The organism is Amycolatopsis sp. NBRC 101858 (genome assembly GCF_030269325.1).
Taxonomy (GTDB): Bacteria; Actinomycetota; Actinomycetes; order Mycobacteriales; family Pseudonocardiaceae; genus Amycolatopsis; species Amycolatopsis ponsaeliensis.
The window spans coordinates 830,628-855,010 of the sequence record NZ_BSTD01000006.1; the positions used below are offsets into that span (position 1 = coordinate 830,628).

Here is a 24,383-nt window from a genome sequence, read left to right on the forward strand (position 1 = left end):
CTGCAGTCAGCCTCAGCGCTCGGCGAGTGCCGTCACCACGCGCTCGGTCACGTCCTGCCAGTATGCCCGCTGTTCCTCGCGTTCCTCCGCGTCCGAAAGCCATTCCTGGTGGAACCGCAGCGTGGTCTTCGCGCCCGAGCCGCTGAGCCGCACCTGGACCGTCGAGTCGTGGTCCCAGTCGCTCGGCCGCCACGTCAGCCGCACCCGGTCGCCCTCGACGAAGCTGCGGATCTCCCCGACCGTGCCGTTGGCCGTTTCGTACTCCGCGCCCGTTTCCCGCGGCAGCTCGACCCCGGGGCCGAGCCAGATGGCGACGCCGTCCCGGCTGACCAGGAAGTCCCAGACCTGTTCGGCGCGGTAGGGCAGCGTGCGGGAAACCCCGATGTTCCACCCGACATCGGCCGTCTTCCCCACTGAAGAAGTCATGCCGGCATCATCCCATCGGGGTACGACAAAACCCGGCCCCGGTCCGGGTGCAGGATCTCCGACTGTGCGCTACCGCCCCATTTCCCCCGCCGTCCTGGCCGAAGAGCTGACCGAACGCATCGACGCCCTCACCGAGCGCCGCCGGATCGCGGTCGCCGTCGACGGCGCGGCGGGTGCGACGGAAACCACAGAACTCGCGGACGCCCTGGTCGGCCCGCTGCGCCTGCGCGGCCGCGCGACCGTGCGGGTGTCGGCGCGCGACTTCCTGCGGCCCGCGTCGCTGCGCTTCGAGCACGGCCGCACCGATCCCGACGCGCGCTACACCGACTGGCTCGACCTCGGCGCCCTGCGCCGCGAAGTCCTCGACCCGCTGGGGGAAACCGGGTCCGGCGAGGTCCTGCCCTCGCTGTGGGACGCCGAGCGCGACCGCGCGACCCGAGCCGAGCGGGTGCCGCTGCCCGAAGGCGGGGTCGTGCTCCTCGACGGCGAACTGCTGCTCGGGGCCGGTCTGGCCTTCGACCTGGCGGTGCACCTGTGGCTCTCCCCCGCCGCCCTGCGCCGCCGGGTGCCGGACGCCTGGGCGGTCCCGGCCTACGAGCGGTACGAGGCGGAGGTCGATCCGAGTTCCCTGGCCGACGTCGTCGTGCGCGTCGACGATCCGCGGCACCCGGCGCTCTACACGCCGTGAGCCCGCTGGGCCACCGGATCGCCGTCCAGCAGCCCGGACAGCCGCGCGGCCATGGCGTCCCAGCGCCACTTCTCGCTCACCCAGGCGCGCCCGGCCTCGCCCATCCGGCGGGCGCGCACCGGGTCCGCGAGCAGGCTGGAGAGGGTTTCGGCGAGCTGATCGACGTCCCGGCCCTCGACGACGTGCCCGGTGACCTCGTCGAGCACCGTCTCGGGTGCGCCGCCGGAGTTGCCCGCGACCACCGGCAGGCCGGTCGCCGACGCCTCCAGGTAGACGATGCCGAGCCCCTCGACGTCCAGCCCCTTGCCGCGGGTGCGGGCCGGCATGGCGAAGACGTCGCCCGCGGCGTAGTGCGCCGGCAGCTCGGCCCACGGCACGGACCCGGTGAGCACGACGTCGCGGTCGAGGCCCAGCTCGGTGACCAGCCCGGTCAGCGCCTTGCGGTACGGGCCGCCGCCGACGACCAGCAGCGCCGCGTCCGGCACGCGTTCGCGGATCTTCGGCAGCGCGCGGATCAGCTGGTCCTGGCCCTTGCGCGGGACGAGCCGGGACACGCAGACGATCGTCGGGCGGTCGGAAAGCCCGTGCCGCGCCCGGATTTCCGCACGGCCCGCGGGATCCGGTTTGTACAGTTCGGTGTCCACTCCGGACGGCAGCAGCTCCAGCCCGGCCATCGGGCCGAACGCGGCGGCGAACCGGCCGCGGGTGTAGCGGCTGACGTAGGTGACGACGTCCACGGTGTCCCCGATGCGCCGCAACGCCTGCCGCGAACCCGGGAGCATGGACCAGCCGACTTCGTGGCCGTGCGTGGACGCCACGATGCGGCGCGCCCCGGCCTGGCGCAAGGAATGCCCCAGCAGCGCGAGCGGCGCGGCAGCGCCGAACCAGACGGCTTCGCAGTCTCGCGCGCGCATGATCTGCTTCGCCCGGCGAAGAACGTCCGGCGTCGGCAGCATCAGCGACGTCGGGTGCCGGACGACCTCGAACGGCGCCTCGGCGTCGAACTCCTCGTGCGACCCCGTCCGCGACTCCCACGACGGCGCGTAGACGACCAGGTCGTCCGCCGGCAGCCGGGTGGCGAGGGAGTTCAGGTAGTTCTGGATCCCCCCGGGCCGCGGCGGGAAGTCGTTGGTCACGAGCAGGGTCTTGAGCACGCCCCTGAGGCTAGCGGCCCCCACCGACAGCGAAGGGGCGGCACCGCGTGTGCGGTACCGCCCCTTCGGAGTGCTGCCAGGGTCACGACGTCGGGCGTCGCGCTCCCGCGTACTGGCTCTGCAGCGGCGAGATCTTCACGACGTCCCCGCTGTCGGGGGCGTGGACCATCTTGCCGTCGCCGATGTACATGCCGACGTGCGAAACGGGCGAGTAGTAGAACACGAGGTCGCCCGGCTGGAGCTGGTCCCTCGGCACCGCGGCGCCGAAGGTGGACTGCTCGCGGCTCGACCGCGGCAGCGTGATGCCGGCCTGCTTGTAGGCCCACAGCATCAGGCCCGAGCAGTCGAACGTGCTCGGCCCGGTGGCGCCCCAGACGTACGCGCTGCCACGCTTGCTCAGCGCCGCGTCCAGCGCGGTCTGGGCGGCCGCGGTCGGCGCCTTGAGGCCGGTGGGCGAACCACCCTTGTCACCCTGCTGGGCCTTGTCGAGCGCGCTCAGGCTCTTGTTCGCCGCCTTGAGCTGGTCGATCTGGTCGTTCAGCGCCTTCTGCTTGCCCCGGATGTCATCGGTCAGCTTCGCGGCCGCGTCACGCGCGTCAGTGGCGCGCTTCGCCGCGTCGGAAGCCTTGTTCGTGGCATCGGTGGCCTGCTGGACGGCGCCGGTGAGGTTGCCCATCGCGCCGTTCTTCTCGGTCGCGATGACTTCCAGGGCCGAGGAGCGGTCGAGGAAGTCCTGAGTGGACGTCCCGGCCAGCAGCGCCGACAGCTTGTTCAGCTGGACGCCGCTGGTGAACGACGCGCCGGCGAACTTGTCGACCTCGGTCTGGTACTTCTTCTGGTTCTCGGCCGCGACTGCGGCCTGGTCCTTCGCCGCGTTGACGTCGCCGGTGGCCTTGTCGAGCTCACCCTGCTTGGCCTTCAGGTCGTCCTGGGCCTTGAGCAGGTCTTCGTTGAGCTTTTCGGCCTGGGCCGCGAGGTCGCGGTACTTGGCGAGGGCGTCCGAACCGGTGGGCGGGGCCTGGAGGACGGGGATGGGGGCGGCGGTGGCCGACGGCTGCGCCACGGTGACGAGGGTGATCACCGAAGCCGCGGCGAGGGCACCTGAAACCACGCGCCTTACTGGATGCGACTGCACGGTCGCGCGGGTCTCCTTTGCGTCTCGGCCGCCGAGGGGGACCGGGGCACGAAGAGGTCGGGGGTTTCCTCTTCGCCGCTGTCCCGCACCGCGCGCTCTCCCGCAACAGGTGAGCCCGCGATGGTGGTTCCGGTTCCCAGCTTCCCGACAAAGCTGCGTCCGGCGGCGATCCCGTGTCGCCGCCTTATCGACGGCCAGGGGCCACGAGATCTCGGACAGGTTACGAAAAGACCGCCACCACGTCCACCACCCCGAGGGCAAAAACTCTCCGTAGCGCCGCGAAACACCATCGGACCAGCGTCGGAGAAAACTTGTGATGGGCGTTACACGCTGGGGTTTCTTTCGGGCCCGATTCGGCTACCTACCGTTCACCTGATCCGATCGACCACTCGGCGCGCCGACACGAAACGGGCGCGTCAGGCCGTGTGCGGCAGGGGTCCTTCGACCAATCGCAGCCGGGGCACCATCCCCGCGTCGGCGAACGCGTCCAGGGCGCGGCGCTCGTCGGCGTCCCACGCGGCGGGTGGCGCGCCGAGCAGCACGGTCACCACGCAGTCGTGGCAGGAGATGCCCCGGACGACGCAGCGGTCGCAGTCGACCACGACGCTTTCGATGTCCGAAACCGAAATGTGCGAGACGTCCACTTCGGACAGCTCGGGGGTGTCGTTCATGTGCTCCTCCTCACGTCGGGACTGACTGAGGAGGACGGTAGGCGCCACCACCGACAATTTCCGTCGGTCAGACCCTGGAGAGGCGGCTGACCAGCACCGCGGACGGCGTGGGATGCGCCCCGCCGCCCCGCACGGAGTCCGCCACCGCGCGGTCGGACGTCGCCACGACCATCGGCCGGCCCGCGGGCTCGGCCGCCACGATGTTGCGGATCACGTCGTCGGCGAGCACCCCGCGGTCGGAGAACAGCACCCGCACCCCGCGGGGCACCGAAGCCGGGACCGACAGCACGCCCGCGCCGTCGAACACGACCGTCACCTCGGCCGAAGTGCGCGCGGCCAGTGCGGACAGCTGGTGGATCAGCCGGTCGCGCTGGTCGGCCAGCGCCAGCTCGGGGTAGCCGGTCTTGGTCACGTTGTAGCCGTCGACGATCAGGTGCACGTTCGGCAGCGCCAGGTAGCGGTCCAACGTGGACACGTCGGCGATCTTGCCGCCCTGGCCGCTGCCGGTGCTGGCGCCGCGGACCATGTCGGCGGGCCGCGCGCCGCGGGCGCCGAGGGCGAGCTCGCGGCGCAGGCCGGTGACCGCGCCGTCGATCGTGTCGATGAGCAGCGCCAGCCGCACCTCGTCGGCCTCACGGGCCTCACGGGCGGACTGGCGGGCCACTTCGGCGTCGCCCACCGCGCGTTCGGCACGGGCGCGTTCGGTGGCGACGCGCTGGCGTTCGCGCTCGAGCTGGGCGGTGAGGGCGGCGATCTCGTCGGCGCGGGCGGCGGACCCGCGCGCGGTCTCGGCCGACGCCGCTTCGGCCGCGTCCTTGGCTTGGCGGAGCTGGACGCCTTGCTCGCGAAGGCGCTTCAAGAGCTTCTCGACTTCGCCCTCGCGCTCGCCCCGCGCGCTCTCAGCGGCTTTCCTGGCGTCGGCGAGCTCGACCCGCAGCTGGGTGAGTTCGGCTTCGAGGCGCTGGCTGCGTGCCAGCGCGGCGTCGCGTTCGGCGCGCAGGGCGTTTTCCTCGGCGTTCTTGGCGACGAGCCGGACCCGCCCGGCAGCGCCCGACTCGCCCAGCAGGACGGCGGCGGCCGCCGCGGCGACCGAGTCGGCGGCGTTCGGGTCGAGCGCGTCGGTGCGGTGCTCGCGCAGCCATTCGATGACCGCGGTGCGGAACTGGGACGACTCCCCGAGCGCGGTGAGCAGCGCGGCACCGCCGAGCTTGGCCCGCTTCGCCGGGGCGAACTTGGCGACGGGCCGCAGCTGGCGGGGCACGTCCGTGGCGGGCAGCTTGGCGACGGCGGCCGCCGAGAGCTCGGCGATCCGGTCGCGGACCGGCTCCGGGAGGGCCGGCCAGGTGGCCGGATCCGGCCGTTCTCCGAGCTCCTCGGCCTGCTCAGGCCGCGACGCGACGCCCGAGGGACCACCGGGGTCCCCGGGCGGCTCCGGCACGAGCGGCTGCGGGTGCATTGGTCCAGGGTAGGCCCCGGCCCCCCGGCACGCGCCGCGCGGCACACGGTCCGGCAAGGAGCGAAAACCGACAGCGCCCATTCGGGGCACCGCCACCCGGACCCCCCGAAAACTGTCGGTGGTCGCCCCTAGTCTCCCGCACATGAGTTCGATCCAGGCCCAGCTCGCGTTCGACGAGCTCGGAACTCCCTTGCGGGACACGACTTTCGTGGTGTTCGACCTCGAGACGACCGGGGCCGCGCCGGGTCCGTCGGGGATCACCGAGATCGGCGCGGTGAAGGTCCGCGCGGGCGAGGTGCTGGGCGAGTTCGCGACACTCGTGAACCCGGGAGCGGTGATCCCGCCGCAGATCGTCTCGCTGACGGGTATCACCCAGGCGATGGTCTACGACGCGCCGCCGATCGAGGAGGTGCTGCCGGCGTTCCTCGAGTTCATCGGCGGTGCGGTGCTGGTGGCGCACAACTCGGGCTTCGACACGTCCCACATGCGCGCGGCGTGCGAGGGGCACGGGTACGCGTGGCCGAAGCTGACGGTCGTCTGCACGGTCCGGCTGGCGCGCAGGGTGGTGCCGCGCGACGAGGTCGGCCGGTACAACCTCACGGCGCTGGCGTTGCTGTTCGGGGCGCGGACGCGGCCGACGCACCGCGCGCTCGACGACGCCCGCGCGACGGTCGACGTGCTGCACGGGCTGCTGGAGCGGGTCGGCAACCTGGGCGTCCATTCGCTCGAAGAGCTGATGGGCTACCTGCCCGAGGTCACGGTGGCGCAGCGGGCGAAGCGGCACCTGGCGGCGGACCTGCCGTCGGCGCCGGGCGTCTACCTCTTCAAGGGGCCGAAGGAGGAGGTCCTCTACGTCGGCACGGCGAAGGACCTGCGGCGGCGGGTGCGGACGTACTTCACGGGGTCGGAGGGGCGGAGCCGGATCCGCGAGATGGTCGCGCTGGCCGAGCGCGTCGACCACGTGGTGTGCGCGCACGCGCTGGAGGCGGAGGTGCGCGAGCTGCGGCTGATCGCGGCGCACCGGCCCGCGTACAACCGGCGGTCGAAGAACCGGCACCAGGGCTGGTGGATCGGGCTGACGGAGGAGGCGTTCCCGCGGCTGTCGGTGGTCCGGCTGCCGCGGCCGGGGGTGCTGGGCCCGTTCCGCAACCAGGCTGACGCCCGGGCGACCGCGGACACCCTGGCCGGGGCGTCGGGGCTGCGGACGTGCACGCAGCGGATCTCACCCCGGTCGGCGAACGGGACCCCGTGCGTGCTGGCGGAGCTGGGGCGCTGCGGAGCACCGTGCGCGGGGCGGCAGAGCGTGGAGGCGTACGTGCCGGCGGTCGAGTCGGTGTCGGGGCTGATCGCGGGCCTCGACGGCCGCCCGCTGCACGTGGCGGCGGCCCAGGTGGAGCGGCTGGCGGAGGGCAGGCACTTCGAGCAGGCGGCGCGCCACCGCGACGAGCTGGCGGGCCTGATCCGCGCACTGGGGCGGGCCCACCGGCAGACGGCGCTGGCCTCGATCGCGGAGCTGATCGCGGCGGCCCCGGACGGCAACGGCGGCTGGGAGCTGTCGGTGATCCGCTACGGCCGCCTGGCCTCGGCGGGCGTGGCCCGGCGCGGGGTGCCGCCGATGCCGGTGGTGGAGGCGCTGGTGGCCTCGGCGGAGACGGTCCTGCCCGACCCGGGCCCGTTGAACGGAGCGCCACCGGAGGAGGTGGGGGTGCTGCTGCGCTGGCTGGCCCGCCCGGGAGTGAGGTTGGTGCGGACGACGAGGCCCTGGGCGGAGCCGGCCGCGGTGGCCGGGTGGCGGGGGTGGCTGGACCTGGTTTCGACCGCACATTCCCTGGAGCACGTGAGCTGAGGCGGACCCCGGGGCAGCACAGGCACGTGAGCTGAGACGGACCGGGGCACTGCTGGCACGTGAGCTGAGGCGGACCCGGCAGCGCTGGCACGCGGCCTGGCGCCCACCCGACCGCGGAACTCGCGCGATCCGAGCCGGATCTCGCGGGTTCCCTCCCTGACCCGCACCCCGCGGGGAACCGGCCCGGTCTCCGCTCCCCCGGGTTCAGGCGACAGAGCGGTCCAGGGCGTCCAGCAGCCACGTGTGCGTGACCCCCATCGGCGCCGTCTCCCCCGTGACCTCGCCCGCCAAGCGCCAGTACCGCCGCACCCGCGGATCCCGGTCCGGCGCCGTCCGGATGTTCAACGCCCGGCGGAACTCGAGCGTGTCCCCCGCCCCCACCGCCGCCGCGTGGGCCGCCACGAACCGGTCCAGCGCCGGCCCCGGCGACGGCGCCGCTCCCGAAGCCACCGGCCCGAACGCCAGCGAGCACGCCTCCGCCACCTCCGCGTGCAGCGCACCCAAGTCCGCCACCCGGTCACCGCCCAGCAACGTGCTCGCCCGGACGTGCCCGGCCAGCGTGCGGTCCGCCGCCAGCACCACCAGCGACGCGTACGCCACCACCTGCCCCGTCGACGGCCGCTCCGGTGGCCGCGGCGCGCTGATGTCGAGGAACATGCGGGCCGTGTCCGGCGGGATCGGGCCCGTCGTCATCGGGTGCCACAGGCGGACCAGCGCCTCGTGCGCCGCGAACCCGTCCTGCACCGCCGACAGCAGCTCGAGCCGGGCCGCCCGGTCCGCCGGCGACGACTCCTCCACCGCCCGCAGCACCGACCGCCGCCAGGCCAGCGTCGCCATCTCGCGGTCCAGGGCCGTGCGCTCGGAAGCCACGGCCTCGTCCAGCGAACGAGCGCCGGTCAGGACGTCGGTGATCGACCGCAGCCCCAGCCCGAGCCCGCGCAGCCGCCGGACCAGGGTCAACCGGTCGACCGCCCCGAAGTCGAACCGGCGATGGCCGCCGACGCTGCGAGCGGGCTCCAGCAGCCCCTCGTCGCAGTAGAACCGGATCGTGCGGACCGGCACCCCCGTCCGCCGCGCGAGGTCGCCGATCCCCAGTGTGTCTTCGGTCACCTTCGGTCGAACCTCCAGCCGGGTGGAATTCCTACGGTACGGCGATGGACACCACCAAACTCGCCGAGGCGCTGCACGCCCGCACCGCCGCGTTCGCCGAGACCGTCACCGGCGCCGACCCGGACGCCCGCGTCCCCACCTGCCCGGACTGGCCGCTGCGCGTGCTCGTCGGCCACATCGGCCAGGCCCACCGCTGGTCCGCCGGCATCGTCCGGTCCGGGCCGTCGCCGGTCCCCGACCCGCTCGACGCCGACCCCGGCGCCCCGGACGCCTGGGCCGACTGGCTCCGCCGGGGCGCCGACGACCTCGCCAAGACGGTCCTGGACGCGGGCGAAACGCCGGTCTGGACGTTCTTCGGCGAGCAACCGGCGAAGTTCTGGCTGCGCCGGATGCTCCACGACACCACGATCCACCACGCCGACGCGGCGCTCACGACCGGAACCACCGTCGAAATCGCCCCGGACCTGGCCGCCGACGCGATCGGCGAGTGGCTGGAGGTGCTGTCCGACCCGGTCACGGCGAGCCTCCGGCCGGGCTTCGCCGAGCTGCACGGCACCGGCCAGACGCTCCAGCTCCGCCCGGAAGACGGCGAAGGCTGGCTGATCACCCGCGGACGAGGCGTCCGGTGGACCCGGGAAACGAGCCCCGCCGACGTCACGCTGACCGGCCCCGTCCAGGACCTGCTGCTCGTCCTCACCCGGCGACGGCCCGCCGGCGACGTCACCATCACCGGTGACCGCGCCCTGGCTGACCATTGGCTGGCGCACACCGCGGCCTAGGATCGCGGGCGACACCCGCAGTCGAGTCTTGGAGGACCCAGGTGATCACCGCGATCGTGCTGATCCAGGTTGAGGCGGACGCGATCCCGGACGCGGCGCAGGCGATCGCCGACATCGACGGCGTCGGCGAGGTCTACTCGTGCGCCGGGGACGTCGACCTCATCGCCACCGTCAAGGTGTCCGCGCACGAAGAGCTGGCCGACCTCATCCCGGGCCGGATCGGGAAGGTGCCGGGCGTGCTGGACACCGTCACGCACATCGCGTTCCGGTCGTACTCCCGAGCCGACACCGAGCAGGCCTTCGCGATCGGCGCGGAGGAGTGAGCGAGCTCCCGGCCGAGCTGACCGACGCCCTCGCCGCGGCGCCGGACGCGAAGGCCGCGTTCGAGGCCCTGCCGCCCTCACACCGGCGCGAATACGTCCAGTGGGTGGCGGAGGCCAAGAAGCCCGAAACGCGCGTCTCACGGGCTCAGAAGACCGTCGTACGGCTCCGCGAGAGCGGCAAGAGCTGAAACGAACGAAGGCCACCTCCCGCGGGAGGTGGCCTTCGTCGTGGGTGGAACTAGTGGTCGGAGTGCTTCGCGGCCTCGGCCGTCTCCACGCTCTCGATCTCGCCGTGCTGGCCGTTCCCGTTGCCGTTGCCGTGCCCGTTGCCGTGGGCCCGCTGCAGCGCGACGGTCTCCTCGGCCGGGTCCGGCGACCAGAACGTGCCCGGCACGGCGTGGCCCGCCGAGCCCAGCTTGTTCATCTTCTTCGGCACCGAGGCGCCCTGGTACTCGAGCGGCAGCGCGTGGCCGTGGCTGTCGACGCCGCCGAGCGGCTGGTGGATCTCGATGAACTCACCGTGCGGCAGCCGCTTGATGATGCCCGTCTCGACGCCGTGCTCCAGCACCTCGCGGTCGGCCCGCTGCAGGCCCAGGCAGAGCCGGTAGGTCAGGTAGTAGGCGATCGGCGGCACGATGAGCACGCCGATCCGGCCCGCCCACGTCGTCGCGTTCAGCGAGATGTCGAAGCTGTCGGCGATGATGTCGTTGAAGCCGGACAGCTCGATGACCATGAAGAAGCCCAGCGCCATCGCGCCCAGCGCCGTGCGGACCGGGGCGTCCCGGGGCCGCTGGAGCAGGTTGTGGTGCGCGGTGTCCTTGGACAGCTTCCGCTCGAGGAACGGGTAGACCAGCAGCAGGCCGATCAGGATCGGCATGCCGACCGCGCCGGGGAAGAACACCGCCGGGATCGTGTAGTTCCCGAGGTAGACCTCCCAGGCCGGCCAGATCCGGAGCATGCCGTCGGCCCAGGCCATGTACCAGTCGGGCTGCGAGCCCGCCGACACCTGCGCCGGGTTGTACGGGCCGAAGTTCCACACCGGATTGATCTGGAACAGCCCCGACATCAGCGCCAGCACGCCCACGACCAGCGTGAAGAACGCGCCGCCCTTGAGGGCGAAGTACGGCATGATCCGGACGCCGACGACGTTGGTCTCCTTGCGCCGCACCCCCGGGAACTGGGTGTGCTTCTGGTACCACACCAGCGCCAGGTGCGCCCCCACCAGGGCGAGCATGATGCCCGGCAGCAGCAGGATGTGCAGCGTGTACAACCGCGGGATGATCTGATCACCCGGGAACTCCCCGCCGAACAACGCCCAGTGGATCCAGGTGCCGATCACCGGCACCGACAACACGATCCCCGACAGGGTCGCGCGGATACCGGTACCCGAGAGCAGGTCGTCGGGCAGCGAGTAGCCGAAGAAGCCCTCGAAGCAGCCCAGGATCAGCAGCAGCCCGCCGATCACCCAGTTGGCCTCACGCGGGCGCCGGAACGCCCCGGTGAAGAAGATCCGCAGCATGTGCACGGCCATCGCCGCGACGAAGATCAGCGCGGCCCAGTGGTGCAGCTGCCGCATGAACAGGCCGCCGCGCACGTCGAAGGACAGGTCGAGCGTGGTGGCGAAGGCCCGCGACATCTCCAGGCCCTGCATGTTCTTGAAGCTGCCCTGGTAGACGACCTCCTGCATGGAGGGGTCGAAGAACAGCGTCAGGTACACCCCGGTCAGCAGCAGGATGATGAAGCTGTAGAGCGCGATCTCGCCCAGCAGGAACGACCAGTGGGTCGGGAACACCTTGTTCAGCTGGTGCCGCAGGCCCTTGGCCGCGTGGTACCGCTGGTCGGCGTCGTTCGCGGCGGTGCCCAGCGCCTTTTCGACGGCACTCGCGCCCTTGGTCGGCGTGGTGAGTGAACTCATGACTTACGCTCCCAAAAGGCCGGACCGATGGCCTCGATGAAGTCGCCTCGCGCGATCAAGTATCCCTCTTCGTCCACCGTGATCGGTAGCTGGGCCAGCGGACGGGTCGCCGGGCCGAAAATCGGCTTGCCGTAGTGGAGGGCGTCGAACTGCGACTGGTGGCACGGGCACAGGATCCGGTTGGTCCGCTGCTCGTACAGGGAGGTCGGGCAGCCGACGTGGCTGCAGATCTTCGTGTACGCGTACAGGTCGCCGAAGTTGAAGTCCTCCTGGCCGGCCCGCTTGACCACCTTGGCGGCGTCGGTCGGGCGCAGGCGGATCAGCATGACCGGGTTGTCGATCCGGGTCAGCGCGGCCGCCAGGGCCTCCTGGTCGTTCCGCTCGGACTCGCGGAACGGGAAGACGGTCTCCATGGCGCCGGCGTCGAGGTCCTCGGCCTTGACCAGCGCGATCTCGGTCTGCTTGCCGTGCTCCACCTCGACCGGCTTGCCGGTGTTGCGGCGCAGGTAGACCTTCTCGCCCGGGAAGTTCGGCTGCCAGCCGGTGTGCCAGAGCGACGCCCGGTTGTCGGTGTCCTTCCACGGGTCCTTGATGAAGGACGCGAGCGGCAGCGCCGCGGCAGCGAGGCCGAGCGCGCCGGCCCCGGCGATCGCCGAGCGCTTGACCAGCGACCGGCGGGCGATGGTGCTGCGGCTCCCGGCGTCGGCCAGGTGCGCGAGGATCGTCTGGCGGTCGACCTCGGCCGACCCCTGCCCGTCACCGTCGTGGCGCTCCTGCACCGCGACCTCGGCGGGCACGAACTTCTTCGTGTACAGGATCACGCCGATGCCCAGGCCGAGGATGGCCAGGCCGAGCGTGATGCCGAGCATCGGGGTGTAGAGGCTGTACCAGAAGTGGGCGCTCTCGTTGTCCGGCGCCTCGTACTGCCACGGCCACCAGATGAGCGAGACGACGAACCCGATCCCGGCCAGCGCGGACAGGCCGAACCAGAACGCCACCAGGCGCTCGGCCCGCTTCTCCGCGCGGGTGCCCTCCACGGGCCACGGCGTCGGGTACTCGACGATCTCGACGCCGTCGAGCGCGCCGCCCAGCTTGACCAGCTGGTCGCGGTCCATCTCCGCCAGCTCCGCCTCCGTCGGCGGCTTAGGCCCCTCGGCACTCATGCCTTCGATCCAATCCACAACGTCACGCCGATCAGCGCGGCGATCCCGACGATAAAGGCGATGACGCCCTCCGAAGCGGGGCCGACCCCGCCGAGGCCGTTACCACCCGGGTCATTGTTGCCGTCGGACACCGACTTCACGTAGGCGACGATGTCCTTCTTCTCCTCCGGCGACAGCTGCCGGTCGGAGAACTTCGGCATGTTCTGCGGCCCGGTGAGCATGGCCGTGTAGATCTGCTCTTCGCTGGCCGGGTCCAGGTTCGGCGCGTACTTGCCGGCGGACAGCGCGCCGCCGCGGCCGGTGAAGTTGTGGCACGAGGCGCAGTTGAGGCGGAACAGCTCGCCACCGCGGGCCGGGTCGGAGCCGCGCAGGGCCTCGCCCTTCTCGGCGGGACGCTGGGCGCCGCCGCCGTGCGCCTGGATGTAGGCGCCGACCGCGTCGATCTCGGCCTCGGTCAGCTTCGGCGGCTTGCGCTCGATCTGCGCTTCCTGGCGCGAGGCCGGCATGCGACCCGAGGAGGTCTGGAAGTACACCGCGGCGTCGCCGATGCCGATCAGGCTCGGGCCGCGGTCCTGCACGCCCTCGAGGTTCGCGCCGTGGCACGCGATGCAGGTGTTGTTGTAGACCTGCTCGCCGAGGCGCAGCTGCGCCGGCGTGCCCTGGGCCTGCGCGGTCTGCGGCTCCGGGGCGAACACGGCGTACAGGGCGCCGGCGCCCACCAGCGCGATACCGAGCGCGAGCAGGCCGGCGAACCGCCTCCGCAGCTTCGACCGCGCGCGGTAGCGGCGCTCCGAGGATTTCGTGCTGGTGGTCATCTTGCGGCAACCCTTGCTGTCAGTTCAGGCCGATGGTGAAGGTGGTGGCGGCTGGGTGTGGCTGCCTCACGGCAGGAGGTAGATCACACCGAAGAGGCCGACCCACACGATGTCGACGAAGTGCCAGTAGTAGGACACGACGATCGCCGACGTGGCCTGGGCGGGCGTGAACTTGCTCAGTTTCGTGCGGATGAGCAGGTACACGAAGGCGATGAGCCCGCCGATGACGTGCAGGCCGTGGAACCCGGTCGCGAGGTAGAAGACCGTGCCGAACGGGCCGGACGGGATCGTCATCCCCTCTTCGACGAGGTTGTGGTACTCGTTGGCCTGGCCGCCGACGAAGATCGCGCCCATGATCAACGTGATGATGTACCAGCGGCGCAGCCCGTAGACGTCGCCGCGCTCGGCGGCGAACACGCCGAACTGGCAGGTCAGCGAGGACAGCACGAGGATCACCGTGAACGGGATCGCGTACGCCACGTTGAGGTGGAACTCCTCGCCGTGCAACGGCGGCGGCCACTGGCCGGAGGAGTTCTGCGCCTTGACGGTGAAGAACATCGCGAACAGTCCGGCGAAGAACATCAGCTCGCTGGACAGCCACACGATGGTGCCGACACTGACCATGTTCGGCCGGTTCAGCGAGTGGACCCGCTGACTGATGGTGGGAGCTGCCGTTGTCACGCGTCGCATTATGTCCTCTCGCACCACCGCTCCGCCGGGTGGGTCCACGGCGAGCCGTCTGCGTAACCGATCACACCGGATGCCCGGGAAGGTGAGAGCTACTCATGGGTTTACTCGACCGGCTGCTTGACCTGGTCAAGAAGCGCGAAAGCCCCGGTCTGACCGCTGATTCGCCCGGTTTGGAGATCGTCGCCGAGGCCTTCGACCCGGTCGTCGCGGACTCGGCCGTCCTCGCCGGTTCACCCGCCTGGGTCAGCACGGCACCGGCCGTCCTGCGGCACCACTTGCTCCTGCCGCCCGACCGGGTGGCCGAAGCGGCGTCGATCCTCGCCCAGGACGGCTACGACCTGCGAGAAGTGTCACCTTCGGACGGTCCGGTGCGGGTGCACGCGGTGCGCGTCCAGGTGCTCGACGCCCTGCACTGCGCCCAGGAACGGTCCCGGATGGCGGGGCTGGCGCAGCGGCTCGGCGGCGACGCGCTGGGCTGGGACGCGCTCCAGCCGGAGGCGCCCGCGTGATGTCGGTCTCGGCCGATACGATCGGGGCGAGTCGTGCGGCAATGAGACGGAGGCAGCTCAAATGGCCGAGCAGTCGGTGCGGGTCCTGGTGTTCAGCCACAAGGCTGAGGTGCGCGAAGCGATCGTGAACGCGGTCGGCCGGCGGCCTGCCGTCGACCTGGCGCGCGTGGACTACGTCGAGGCGGCCGGGATCGCGGACGTCCTGTCCGAGGTGGACGCGGGGAACGTCGACCTGGCGATCCTCGACGGCGAAGCGCAGCCGACCGGTGGCATCGGCCTGTGCCGGCAGCTGAAGAGCGAAATCGCCGACTGTCCCCCGATCGTGGTCGCGGTGCGCCGCCGGGACGACCGGTGGCTGGCGACGTGGTCGCAGGCGGACGCCGTGCTGGTGCACCCGCTGGACCCGCTGACCGCCGCGGAAACCGTCGCCGACGTGCTGCGCGCGCGACGGGTCCCCGTCGTGAACGGCTGAGCCCGGTGACCACCCCGGTCCCCCGCACCTGGCCGCCGTTGCTCAAGCAGCTCGTCGCCCGCGTCGACCTGTCCGAAGAGGACACGGCGTGGGCGATGGACCAGATCATGAGCGGCGCGGCGAGCCCGGCCCGGATCGCCGGGTTCGCGGTGGCGCTGCGCGCGAAGGGCGAAACGCCTTCGGAGATCTCGGGCATGGCGGCCACGATGCTGGCGCACGCCCGGCGGGTCGAGCTGGACCGCCCGGCCGTCGACATCGTCGGCACCGGCGGCGACGGCTCGAACTCGGTGAACATCTCGACGATGGCGACGATCGTCACGGCGGCGGCCGGCGCCCCGGTGGCCAAGCACGGCAACCGCAGCGCGTCGTCGAAGTCCGGCGCGGCGGACGTCCTGGAGGCGCTCGGCGTCACGATTTCGCTGCCCCCGGAAGAGGTCCAGCGCAGCCTCACCGAGGTCGGGGTGGGATTCTTCCTGGCATCGGCGTTCCACCCCGCCCTGCGGCACGCGGGCCCGGTCCGCGGCGAGCTCGGCATCCCGACGACGTTCAACCTGCTCGGCCCGCTGACCAACCCGGCCCAGCCGGGAAGCGCGCTGATCGGCTGCGCGTACGAGGACAAGACGCACGTGCTGGCGGAGGTGTTCGCCCGCCGCGGGACGACGGCACTGGTGGTCCGCGGCGACGACGGCCTCGACGAGATCACGACGACGACGACTTCGTCGGTGTGGGTGGTGTCGGCCGGCAAGGTGACCCGGACGACGTTCGACCCGGCATCCGTGGGCATCCCGCGGGCCACGGCGGAGGACCTGCGCGGCGGCGACGCGGCTTCGAACGCCCAGGTGGTCCGTGAGCTGGTCGGCGGGAAGCCGGGCCCGGTCCGGGACGCGGTACTGATCAACGCGGCGGCGGCGCTGGCGGCGTTCAGCGGGTTCTCGGAGTCCCTCGAGGACGATCTGCGCACCGGGTTGACCCGGGCGGCCCAGGCCATCGATTCCGGGGCGGCGGCGGCCCTTTTGGAGCGCTGGATCGCCTTCGGCTGAGCGAGAGCGCGCTCCCCGCCCTCCTCCTGGGGGGCGTGCCCTTGTCCAGTCTATCGGCGCTGGTGGCCCGCAACCGCCGTTCGCGAAATCTGTGGACGGCCGGCGCCGATGTGGACAACTCAGCGGTTTCGGCCGGCGCGGGCTTGACAAGCTTCAGCCGCGGAACGCCGTCCGGTACGACGTCGGACTAGTCCCCCGCAACCGGCTGAACTGGTGCCGCAGCGCCGCCGCCGAGGCGTACCCGCACGCCGTCGCGATGTCCTCCACCGACAGCCGGCCCTCCTCCAGCAACGCCTGGGCCCGGTCCAGCCGCCGCTCCGTCAACCATCGGTGCGGCGTCGTCCCCGTCGCCGCGGAAAAGCGGCGGAGGAACGTTCGTTCTCCCACGCCGCTCCGCCGGGCCAGCTCGGCCACCGTGAACGGCTGGTCCAGCCGCCGCTCCACCCACTCCAGGGCCTCCGCCACCACCGAGTCGTCCGGGGCCGACGGCACCGGTGCCTGGACGAACTGCGCCTGCCCGCCCGCCCGGAACGGCGCCGCCACCATCCGGCGGGCCAGCGTCGTCGCCGCCGTGACGCCGCGCAGCCGGCGGACCAGGTGCAGGCACAGGTCCACCGCCGCCACCGTGCCCGCGCTCGTCAGCACCCCGCCGTCGTCCACGTACAGCGCCTGGGTGTCCACGACCGCCGTCGGGAAGCGGGCGCGGAACTCCGCCTCGTACACCCAGTGGACCGTGCAGCGGCGGCCGTCGAGCAGGCCCGCGTAGCCCAGCGTGAACACGCCCGCGCAGAACCCCGCCACCCACGCGCCCCGCGCCGCCGCGTCACGCAGGACGTCCAGCACCGGCGCCGGCGGGGCCGCCGTCCGGGGCGCGCACGTCGGCACGATCAGCAGGTCGGCCGCCGCCGCGAAGTCCAAGCCGCGAAGCCCGGTCAGCCCGAAGCCCGACCAGCTCGAGACCGCGGCACCCGCGGGCGAACAGACCCCGAACTCCCAGCCCTCGATGCCGTCGGCACTGCGGTCGGTGCCGAACACCTCGCACGCGACCCCCAGCTCGAACGGCGAAACGTGATCCGCGAGCACCACCGCGACCCGGTTGACGTCCATGCCGGCCAGCATGTCACAAGTTTTGCGGCCGTTGTCATCTCTGACACTGGTCGGCCGAGGACGACCGGACGAACCTGGTCACCATGACGAACTCCGAAACCCGCCCGCTGCTCCAGTGGTCCGCGGCGATGGCGATGTCCGGCACGATCGGCGCCGTCGTCCTCGAGAGCGGCGCGGCCGCCCCCGCCGTGGCCTTCGCCCGCTGCTTCGTCGGCGGGGCGCTGCTGGTGCTCTGGTGCCTCGCCCGCGGCTGGCTGCCCGCCTGGCGACCGTCGAAGCGCGACCTCGGGCTGGCCGTCCTCGGTGGACTGTTCCTCGTCGGCAACTGGGTACTGCTGTTCGCGTCCTACGCGCTGTCGTCGATCTCGGTCAGCACGGTCGTCTACCACACCCAGCCGCTCATCCTGGTCGGCCTGGCGGCGGCGTTCCTCGGCGAGAAGGTCGCCAAGAGCCACCTGGTCCGGGCCGCGATCGCGTTCGGCGGCGTGGCCCTGATCTCCCTGTCCGCGCACGGCGAGGACGGCAAACCCGTCCAGCTCGCCGGGATCGGGCTGGCGCTCGGCGCGGCCGTGCTCTACGCCGGTGCGTCCTTCGTCGCGAAGCAGCTGAAGCACATCCGCCCGCACCTGCTCGCGGCCGTGCAGACGACGGTGGGCGCGGTCCTGCTGGCGCCGGTGCTGCTCGTCACGCCACTGCCGACGGCCCCGCGCGACCTGCTCTGGCTGGTGCTGCTGGGCACCGTCCACACCGCACTGATGTACGTGCTGATGTACGCGAGCATCGGCAAGCTGCCGACCACGACGGTGGCGCTGCTGTCCTATCTCTACCCGGTGGTCGCGGTACTGGTGGACGTCGCGTTCTACGGCCACCGCCCGACCTGGCCGGAGGCGCTGGGCATGCTCGCAGTACTGGCCGCCGCGCTGAGTCCTCAGCGGGGCGGCCAGTCAGCGAGGAATGCGCAGGTCAGTCGTGCGACGGACCCGTGTGGTACTCGAACACCAGCCCGCCGATCGTGATCAGCAGCGCGACCAGCGCGATGACCAGCAGCCAGATGTGGAAGAACGCGAGCGCCAGCGCGGCGAGGGCGGCGGTGGCCGCCATGGAGACCGGCCAGTAGCTGCCCGGGCTGAAGAAGCCCAGCTCGCCGGCGCCGTCACTGATCTCGGCGTCCTCGCGGTCCTCAGGGCGCGGCTCGATGCGCCGGGAGACGAACTGCATGTAGCTGCCGGCGAGGAACGCGAGGCCGCCGGTCAGGATCAGCGAGACGATGCCCACCGGCTCCGGCCGGCCGCCGAAGCGGGGGTCCAGCACGGCCCACGCCCAGTACACGCCCGCCATGATCACGGCGAAGACCGCCACGATGAAGAAGATGCGCGCTTCGACCTTCATGGGTCTTTCCTACTCCCTGTGTACCGGCGGCGTCAGTTGGACGCGGTCCGCGCCGTGCGGTCGGTGTTGAACGGCTGGGTGGTGACCGCGTGCGGGGTGCACAGCTCGCCGCAGTTCATCTTCGTGAGGGCTTCGGACGCGGTGAACGTCTGGCCGGTGGCCGGGTTCACCTGCTTGCGCAGCGCGATGTACGCGTCGTACTTGTCCGGCGACAGGGCGCGGACCTCGAAGTTCATCACCGAGTGGTAGGTGCCGCACAGCTCCGCGCACCGGCCGACGAAGGAGCCTTCGCGGTCGATCGTGTTCTGGAAGGAGCTGTCCTGGTTGTTCTTGTCCGGGTTCGGGAAGACGTCCCGCTTGAAGTGGAACTCCGGCACCCAGAAGGAGTGGATGACGTCGGTCGAGATCAGGTCGTACTGGATCGTCTTGCCGACCGGGAGCACCAGCAGCGGGATCTCGCCGGACGAGCCGACCGTGCTGACCTGGCCACTGCCGTCGGGCTTCGCGGCGTTCGCGTCCTCGTACTTGAACTCCCAGTTCCACTGGAAGGCCACGACCTGGACCTTGACGTCCGGGTTCGGGATCTTGTCCAGGACCTTCGACTCCGTCGTCGCGGTGAAGAAGAACAGGACGCAGACCATGATCGTCGGGACGACGACCGTGAACAGCTCGAGCGGGATGTTGTACTGGAACTGCCGGGGCAGCTCCTCCGGCTCGCCGTCGGCCGTCTTCTTCTTGCGGTGGAACGTCGCGGTCCAGAAGATCAGGGCCCACACGATGGCGCCGACGACCAGCGCGGCCACCACGGTCCAGGTCCACAGCGTGCGCATCTCGTTCGCCTGGCGCGTGACGCCCACCGGCCAGCCGAACCGCAGGATCTCGTCGCCGGAGCAGCCCGTCGCGGTCAGCGCGACCAGCACGGCCAGCGCGGCGACGCGCGCGGTCCGCTTCCCCAGGGTGCGCTTGGGTTGTCCCACTGCGCCTCGCCCTTTCACCCAGAGCCTCCTACGACAGATCTTTGTGACAGGCCGGAGCCTAGCCGAGTTGGCGCTCCGCGCTGACCAAGGGGTAACTCTCGACGCGCGTGGTCCTCGCCACGGCCCGCCCGGCATACTGGGCGCTCCCCAGCCCCACGAAGACCCTGAAGGTGTGTGAGTACCCGTGTGCGGCCTGCTTGGACTGATCTGCGCGACCGAGACCGGCGCCGCGAACGCGCGTGACGCCGTCGGCGCGGCCATGCGCTGCCAGCGCCACCGCGGCCCCGACGAGCAGGACACCTGGGCCGACGCCGAGGTCGTCTACGGCTTCAACCGGCTCGCCTTCATCGACGTCGAGCACGCCCACCAGCCGCTGGTCTGGGGGCCGCCGGAGGCGCCGGGCCGCTACACGATGAACTTCAACGGCGAGATCTACAACTACCTGGAGCTGCGCGCCGAGCTGGCCGAGCAGCACGGCGCGAAGTTCGAGACCGAGGGTGACGGCGAGGCCATCGTCGCCGGCTTCCACTACCTCGGCGCCGACTGGGTGAAGCGGCTGCGCGGCATGTTCGCCTTCATGATCTGGGACTCGCAGGAGAAGCGCGTCTTCGGCGCGCGCGACCCGTTCGGGATCAAGCCGCTGTTCTACTCGGCCGGCCCCGGCGGGGTGGCGTTCTCCAGCGAGAAGAAGAGCCTGCTGGAGCTGTCGGACACCCTCGGCGTCGCGCAGGAGCTGGACCGCAAGGCGCTCCAGCACTACCTGGTCCTGCAGTACGTGCCCGAGCCCGAGTCGCTGCACACCGCGATCCGCCGCGTCGAGTCCGGGACGTCGTTCGAGGTCGTGCCCGGCGGTGAGGTGAAGTTCACCCGCTACTTCCACCCGCAGTTCACCGCGAAGCCGGTGAACACCCAGGCCGAAGCCGAAGAGCTGCACCAGCGCATCGCCGATGTGATGCGCGACTCGGTCGGCAAGCACATGATCTCCGACCCCGACGTCACCGTGGGCGCGTTCCTCTCCGGCGGCATCGACTCCACGGCCACCGCGACGCTGGCCAAGGAGCACAACCCGAACCTCATCGCGTTCACCACCGGGTTCGAGCGCGAGGGTTACTCCGAGGTCGACGTCGCCGCCGAGTCGGCCGCCGCGATCGGCGTGAAGCACGTCGTCCGGACGGTGACGGCGGACGAGATGATGGAGGTCCTGCCGCTCATCGTCTGGTACCTCGACGACCCGGTGGCCGACCCGGCGCTGGTCCCGCTGTGGTTCATCGCGCGCGAGGCCCGCAAGCACGTCAAGGCGGTCCTTTCGGGTGAAGGCGCGGACGAGCTGTTCGGCGGCTACACGATCTACAACGAGCCGATCTCGCTGGCGCCGTTCGAGAAGATCCCGGGCGGCATGCGGAAGCTGATCGGCAAGGTGTCCACGAAGATCCCGGAGGGCACCCGCGGCAAGGACCTGCTCCGCCGCGGCGCGCTGCCGCTGGAGGACCGCTACTACGGCAACGCCCGCAACTTCCGCGACGACCAGCTGCGTCACGTGCTCAAGACGTACCAGGAAGGCGTGGGCTTCAAGGACGTCACGGCGCCCTGGTACGACGTCTCGCGCGGCTGGGACCCGGTGGCCCGCATGCAGCACGTCGACCTCTACACGTGGCTGCGCGGCGACATCCTGGTCAAGGCCGACAAGGTCACCATGGCGAACTCGCTGGAGCTGCGGGTGCCGTTCCTCGACGCCGAGGTGTTCAAGGTCGCGGCGTCGATCCCGCTGGACCAGAAGCTCGCGCACGGCACGACGAAGTACGCCCTGCGCCAGGCGCTGGCCAAGATCATCCCGGCGCACGTGCTGAACCGGCGCAAGCTCGGCTTCCCGGTGCCGATCCGGCTGTGGCTGCGCAACGAGATGTACGACTGGGCGAAGGGGATCATCAACGATTCCCGGACCGAGGAGCTGCTGGACAAGAAGGCGATCCTGGCGCTGCTGGAGGAGCACAAGGCGGGCCAGCTGGACCGCAGCCGCCAGCTGTGGGCGCTGATCGTGTTCATGCTGTGGCACGGCATCTTCGTCGAGCACCGGATCAAGCCCGAGATCCCGGAGCCGGTGTACCCGGTCAAGCTCTGAAGTGGACTTCGTCCTCCTGCACGGCACCACCCAGACGCCCCGCGGCTGGGACCTGCTGGCGCGGGAGCTGACGGGCCACCGCGTCGTCGCGGTCGACCTGCTGGCCGGCACGGACACGTCGTCCGTGCCGGCCCTCGCCGCTTCGGTGCGACGCGGGCTGCCGGACGTGCGCGAGCCGGTGGTGGTCGCCCACTCGGGGTCGGGGGTGCTGCTGCCCGCGGTCGCCGCGGCGCTCGGCGCGTCCCGGCTGGTGTGGGTCGGCGCGTACATCCCCGACTTCGCGGGCGGACGCAGTCTCGCGGAGGAGGACATCGAGGCGACGTTCCACCCCGAGTGGGTGGGCGTGGACCCGACCCGCGACCCGGCCCTCGCGGACCGGTTCCTGTTCCACGACTGCGCGCCCGACGTGCGGGAGTGGGCCCACGGGACGCTGCGGCTGTTCCACCCGCCGGCGCTCCCGGCCCACCCGGCCGGGCCGGCGCCGGAGATCCCGTCGACGGTGGTGGTGCCCACGGCCGACCGCACGCTGCGGGCGGACTGGATGGCCCGCGCGGCCCGCGAACGGCTGGGCGTCGAGCCGGTCCTGATCGACGCCGGGCACTGCCCGCACGTGTCACGGCCCGCCGAGCTGGCCGCCCTGCTCACGAGCGGCTGACGACGGGCCTGCTGCGGCCCGCGCTGGCCGCTCTGCCGACGTGAAACGGCCTCCCCGCGGCGTGCGGGGAGGCCGTTGCGGCGTCCGGGTCAGGCGGGCAGGACCGCCGAGATCTCCGCGGCCGCCTCGGGGCCGAAGGCGTCGCCGATGCGGGCCAGCGCGTCCGTGCGGTCGAACGTCCACTCCTGGGTGCCCACCGTCTCCAGCACCAGGACCGCGATCAGCGAGCCGAGCTGGGCCGCGCGCTCGACGTTCAAGCCGCCGTCGAGGCCCGCCAGGAAGCCCGCGCGGAAGCCGTCACCGACACCCGTCGGGTCGGCCTTCGCGCGCTCGGGGACCGCGCCGATCTGCAGGGCGATGCCCTCCTTGCCGACGATCTCGACGCCCTTCTCCCCCAGCGTCGTGATCCGCAGGCCGACCTGGTCGAGCACGTCGGCCTCGGTCCAGCCGGTCTTCTGGAGCAGCAGCTCCCACTCGTAGTCGTTGCTGAACAGGTACTTCGCGCCGGCCACGAACTCGCGTGCCTGCTCACCGGTCATGCGGGCCAGCTGCTGCGACGGGTCGACGGCGAAGGCGTACCCGCGCTGGCGGCACTCCTCGGCGTGGCGGACCATGCCCTCCGGGTCGTCCGGGCTGATCAGCACCAGGCTGAGCGCGCCGGCGCGCTCGGCGATCGGCTGGAGCTCGATGTTGCGGGACTCGGCCATCGCGCCGGCGTAGAACGTCGCGATCTGGCAGAGGTCCTCGTCGGTCGTGCAGACGAACCGCGCGGTGTGCGCGACCTCGGAGACGTGCACCCCGGACGTGTCGACGCCGTGCCGCTCCAGCCAGGAGCGGTAGTCCGCGAAGTCGGCGCCCACGGCGCCCACGAGCACCGGCTGCACGCCGAGCACCCCGAGACCGAAGGCGATGTTCGCGCCGATGCCCCCGCGGCGGACCACGAGGTCGTCGGCGAGGAAGCTCAGCGAGACCCGGTGCAGCTGCTCGGCGACCAGCTGCTCGGCGAACCTCCCCGGGAAATGCATGAGGTGGTCGGTCGCGATACTGCCGGACACCGCGATCCTGGCTTTGGCTGCCACCGGCTGCTCCTTATGTGGTCGACCTCACGGCAAATGGCACGAAGTTACCCCCGGGTCATGCCCCGTCCGGGTAGTTCGCGCGCGCCCAGCCGACACTACCGGCTGGTACTCCTTCTCCAGTCGACAGCGGATCAATAGCGTTACGAATCGTGAACGCCGTCACCGAACCCGAGACCCTGTCCGAGCTGATCGCCGACTGCGCGCTCATCCCGGCGACGCTCCAGGCGGAGAACCTGCCGCTGCCCCGCTCCGCGGCCAAGCCGTGGGAAGTCGACGAGGCGTGTCACGCCCAGGTCGCGGAGCTCGACGCCTACGTGTAGGCCCGCAGGAACGTGAGAAGGCCCCGCCCTCCGGATCGGAGCGCGGGGCCTTCTCGCGTGACGCTGAGACTCAGTGGAACGAGTCGCCGCAGGCGCAGGAGCCGGTGGCGTTCGGGTTGTCGATCGTGAAGCCCTGTTTCTCGATCGTGTCCACGAAGTCGATGACGGCTTCCGACACGTACGGCGCACTCATCCGGTCGACGGCGACCTTGAGGCCGTCGAAGTCGCGGAACAGGTCGCCGTCGAGCGAGCGCTCGTCGAAGAACAGCTGGTAGCGCAGGCCCGCGCAGCCACCGGGCTGGACGGCGATGCGCAGGTGCATGTCGTCGCGGCCCTCCTGCTCGAGCAGGGCCTTCGCCTTGGAAGCCGCGGCGTCGGTCAGCGTGACGCCGTGGGTTTCTTCGGCGGTCTCGGCCTGCGTCGCGCCGGCGTGCTCAGCGGTCGTCATGGCACTCCCTCTAAGTTCGAACTCACTGCGGATACTCCTCGTGCTGACGTCTTCAACACCCGGAGCGCCCGATCTGTTCCCCCACCATGGTCGCACA

At 71.5% G+C, this 24,383-nt stretch carries 27 protein-coding genes; 12 read left to right on the plus strand and 15 right to left on the minus strand.

The genetic code is table 11. From position 1 onward, the window contains the following. Window positions 1-12: 12 nt before the first annotated feature. Window positions 13-426, minus strand: coding sequence for an SRPBCC family protein (locus QSK39_RS43095; protein ID WP_285483558.1), 414 nt, complete (start codon window positions 424-426; stop codon window positions 13-15). Window positions 427-490: 64 nt separating this feature from the next. Between QSK39_RS43095 and QSK39_RS43100 the strand changes: the two genes are divergently transcribed. Next, window positions 491-1,114 (plus strand): nucleoside/nucleotide kinase family protein, encoded by a 624-nt coding sequence (locus QSK39_RS43100; protein ID WP_285483559.1) that lies wholly within the window; start codon window positions 491-493, stop codon window positions 1,112-1,114. On the opposite strand, the gene QSK39_RS43105 is transcribed toward QSK39_RS43100, so the two are convergent. From QSK39_RS43105 to QSK39_RS43120, 4 genes are all read right to left on the minus strand, one after another. Continuing rightward, the gene (locus QSK39_RS43105; protein ID WP_285483560.1) at window positions 1,102-2,268 is read right to left on the minus strand and encodes a glycosyltransferase family 4 protein; all 1,167 of its coding nucleotides are present in this window, start codon (window positions 2,266-2,268) and stop codon (window positions 1,102-1,104) included. The two genes, QSK39_RS43100 and QSK39_RS43105, sit on opposite strands and share 13 nt — an antisense overlap. A gap of 82 nt (window positions 2,269-2,350) precedes the next feature. Then, entirely contained in the window at window positions 2,351-3,403 is a 1,053-nt protein-coding gene (locus QSK39_RS43110) for a C40 family peptidase (protein WP_285483561.1), read from the minus strand. 416 nt (window positions 3,404-3,819) lie between these two features. Next, entirely contained in the window at window positions 3,820-4,074 is a 255-nt protein-coding gene (locus QSK39_RS43115; protein WP_284750252.1) for a hypothetical protein, read from the minus strand. Window positions 4,075-4,141: 67 nt separating this feature from the next. After that, the gene (locus tag QSK39_RS43120; RefSeq protein ID WP_285483562.1) at window positions 4,142-5,530 is read right to left on the minus strand and encodes an NYN domain-containing protein; all 1,389 of its coding nucleotides are present in this window, start codon (window positions 5,528-5,530) and stop codon (window positions 4,142-4,144) included. Window positions 5,531-5,672: 142 nt separating this feature from the next. Between QSK39_RS43120 and QSK39_RS43125 the strand changes: the two genes are divergently transcribed. Further along, window positions 5,673-7,376 carry a DEDD exonuclease domain-containing protein gene (locus QSK39_RS43125; RefSeq protein WP_285483563.1) on the plus strand — a complete coding sequence of 568 codons (1,704 nt, stop codon included), beginning with the start codon at window positions 5,673-5,675 and terminating at the stop codon, window positions 7,374-7,376. 204 nt (window positions 7,377-7,580) lie between these two features. Here the strand turns inward: QSK39_RS43125 and QSK39_RS43130 are convergent, their stop codons facing one another. Further along, the gene (locus QSK39_RS43130) at window positions 7,581-8,486 is read right to left on the minus strand and encodes a MerR family transcriptional regulator (RefSeq protein ID WP_285483564.1); all 906 of its coding nucleotides are present in this window, start codon (window positions 8,484-8,486) and stop codon (window positions 7,581-7,583) included. Window positions 8,487-8,530: 44 nt separating this feature from the next. Between QSK39_RS43130 and QSK39_RS43135 the strand changes: the two genes are divergently transcribed. Genes QSK39_RS43135 through QSK39_RS43145 form a run of 3 tightly spaced genes read left to right on the plus strand, consistent with a single transcriptional unit; the run spans window position 8,531 to window position 9,776 of the window. Further along, window positions 8,531-9,265 carry a maleylpyruvate isomerase family mycothiol-dependent enzyme gene (locus QSK39_RS43135; RefSeq protein WP_285483565.1) on the plus strand — a complete coding sequence of 245 codons (735 nt, stop codon included), beginning with the start codon at window positions 8,531-8,533 and terminating at the stop codon, window positions 9,263-9,265. Window positions 9,266-9,306: 41 nt separating this feature from the next. Further along, window positions 9,307-9,588: an Lrp/AsnC family transcriptional regulator gene (locus tag QSK39_RS43140; protein WP_285483566.1), complete on the plus strand. Its 282-nt coding sequence runs from the start codon at window positions 9,307-9,309 to the stop codon at window positions 9,586-9,588. Further along, window positions 9,585-9,776 carry a YdeI/OmpD-associated family protein gene (locus QSK39_RS43145; RefSeq protein ID WP_284750246.1) on the plus strand — a complete coding sequence of 64 codons (192 nt, stop codon included), beginning with the start codon at window positions 9,585-9,587 and terminating at the stop codon, window positions 9,774-9,776. Before QSK39_RS43140 ends, QSK39_RS43145 begins: the two co-directional genes overlap by 4 nt. A 50-nt stretch (window positions 9,777-9,826) precedes the next feature. Here the strand turns inward: QSK39_RS43145 and qcrB are convergent, their stop codons facing one another. The 4 genes from qcrB to ctaE all read right to left on the minus strand — a co-directional run bounded on the left by qcrB (window position 9,827) and on the right by ctaE (window position 14,171). After that, window positions 9,827-11,503, minus strand: a complete 1,677-nt coding sequence (gene qcrB / locus QSK39_RS43150; RefSeq protein WP_285483567.1) for a cytochrome bc1 complex cytochrome b subunit — start codon at window positions 11,501-11,503, stop codon at window positions 9,827-9,829. Next, window positions 11,500-12,666: a cytochrome bc1 complex Rieske iron-sulfur subunit gene (gene qcrA, locus QSK39_RS43155; RefSeq protein WP_285483568.1), complete on the minus strand. Its 1,167-nt coding sequence runs from the start codon at window positions 12,664-12,666 to the stop codon at window positions 11,500-11,502. The genes qcrB and qcrA overlap by 4 nt, the downstream gene beginning before the upstream one ends. Then, a complete protein-coding gene (gene qcrC / locus QSK39_RS43160; protein ID WP_285483569.1) occupies window positions 12,663-13,481 on the minus strand; it encodes a cytochrome bc1 complex diheme cytochrome c subunit in 819 nt (272 codons plus the stop codon). The genes qcrA and qcrC overlap by 4 nt, the downstream gene beginning before the upstream one ends. 66 nt (window positions 13,482-13,547) lie before the next feature. Next, entirely contained in the window at window positions 13,548-14,171 is a 624-nt protein-coding gene (ctaE, locus tag QSK39_RS43165; RefSeq protein WP_086681061.1) for an aa3-type cytochrome oxidase subunit III, read from the minus strand. A gap of 95 nt (window positions 14,172-14,266) precedes the next feature. On the opposite strand from ctaE, the gene QSK39_RS43170 reads away from it, so the two are divergent. The 3 genes from QSK39_RS43170 to trpD all read left to right on the plus strand — a co-directional run bounded on the left by QSK39_RS43170 (window position 14,267) and on the right by trpD (window position 16,192). Next, complete coding sequence (locus QSK39_RS43170) at window positions 14,267-14,680, plus strand: ribonuclease E inhibitor RraB (RefSeq protein ID WP_285483570.1); 414 nt, start codon at window positions 14,267-14,269, stop codon at window positions 14,678-14,680. A gap of 61 nt (window positions 14,681-14,741) precedes the next feature. Further along, window positions 14,742-15,152 (plus strand): hypothetical protein, encoded by a 411-nt coding sequence (locus tag QSK39_RS43175; RefSeq protein WP_285483571.1) that lies wholly within the window; start codon window positions 14,742-14,744, stop codon window positions 15,150-15,152. 5 nt (window positions 15,153-15,157) lie between these two features. Then, entirely contained in the window at window positions 15,158-16,192 is a 1,035-nt protein-coding gene (trpD, locus tag QSK39_RS43180; RefSeq protein WP_285483572.1) for an anthranilate phosphoribosyltransferase, read from the plus strand. A 153-nt stretch (window positions 16,193-16,345) separates the two neighbouring features. On the opposite strand, the gene QSK39_RS43185 is transcribed toward trpD, so the two are convergent. Further along, complete coding sequence (locus QSK39_RS43185; protein WP_285483573.1) at window positions 16,346-17,299, minus strand: GlxA family transcriptional regulator; 954 nt, start codon at window positions 17,297-17,299, stop codon at window positions 16,346-16,348. 83 nt (window positions 17,300-17,382) lie between these two features. On the opposite strand from QSK39_RS43185, the gene QSK39_RS43190 reads away from it, so the two are divergent. Next, window positions 17,383-18,315: a DMT family transporter gene (locus tag QSK39_RS43190; RefSeq protein WP_285483574.1), complete on the plus strand. Its 933-nt coding sequence runs from the start codon at window positions 17,383-17,385 to the stop codon at window positions 18,313-18,315. Here QSK39_RS43190 and QSK39_RS43195 read toward each other — a convergent pair. Continuing rightward, the gene (locus QSK39_RS43195; protein ID WP_285483575.1) at window positions 18,263-18,688 is read right to left on the minus strand and encodes a cytochrome c oxidase subunit 4; all 426 of its coding nucleotides are present in this window, start codon (window positions 18,686-18,688) and stop codon (window positions 18,263-18,265) included. The genes QSK39_RS43190 and QSK39_RS43195 overlap by 53 nt on opposite strands. A 32-nt stretch (window positions 18,689-18,720) precedes the next feature. Then, on the minus strand, window positions 18,721-19,665 hold the full coding sequence (gene ctaC / locus QSK39_RS43200) for an aa3-type cytochrome oxidase subunit II (RefSeq protein ID WP_285483576.1): 945 nt from the start codon (window positions 19,663-19,665) through the stop codon (window positions 18,721-18,723). Window positions 19,666-19,849: 184 nt separating this feature from the next. Here ctaC and asnB point away from each other — a divergent pair, with 184 nt between their 5' ends. Both asnB and QSK39_RS43210 read left to right on the plus strand, forming a co-directional pair. Beyond that, on the plus strand, window positions 19,850-21,784 hold the full coding sequence (gene asnB, locus QSK39_RS43205; RefSeq protein ID WP_285483577.1) for an asparagine synthase (glutamine-hydrolyzing): 1,935 nt from the start codon (window positions 19,850-19,852) through the stop codon (window positions 21,782-21,784). 1 nt (window position 21,785) lies between these two features. Further along, window positions 21,786-22,439 carry an alpha/beta fold hydrolase gene (locus tag QSK39_RS43210; RefSeq protein ID WP_285483578.1) on the plus strand — a complete coding sequence of 218 codons (654 nt, stop codon included), beginning with the start codon at window positions 21,786-21,788 and terminating at the stop codon, window positions 22,437-22,439. Window positions 22,440-22,528: 89 nt separating this feature from the next. Here QSK39_RS43210 and QSK39_RS43215 read toward each other — a convergent pair whose 3' ends face one another. After that, entirely contained in the window at window positions 22,529-23,518 is a 990-nt protein-coding gene (locus tag QSK39_RS43215) for a carbohydrate kinase family protein (protein WP_285483579.1), read from the minus strand. A gap of 149 nt (window positions 23,519-23,667) precedes the next feature. Here QSK39_RS43215 and QSK39_RS43220 point away from each other — a divergent pair, with 149 nt between their 5' ends. Next, entirely contained in the window at window positions 23,668-23,838 is a 171-nt protein-coding gene (locus tag QSK39_RS43220; protein ID WP_285483580.1) for a hypothetical protein, read from the plus strand. A 70-nt stretch (window positions 23,839-23,908) separates the two neighbouring features. Here QSK39_RS43220 and QSK39_RS43225 read toward each other — a convergent pair whose 3' ends face one another. Next, window positions 23,909-24,286 (minus strand): HesB/IscA family protein, encoded by a 378-nt coding sequence (locus tag QSK39_RS43225; RefSeq protein WP_086681079.1) that lies wholly within the window; start codon window positions 24,284-24,286, stop codon window positions 23,909-23,911. Window positions 24,287-24,383: the final 97 nt, after the last annotated feature.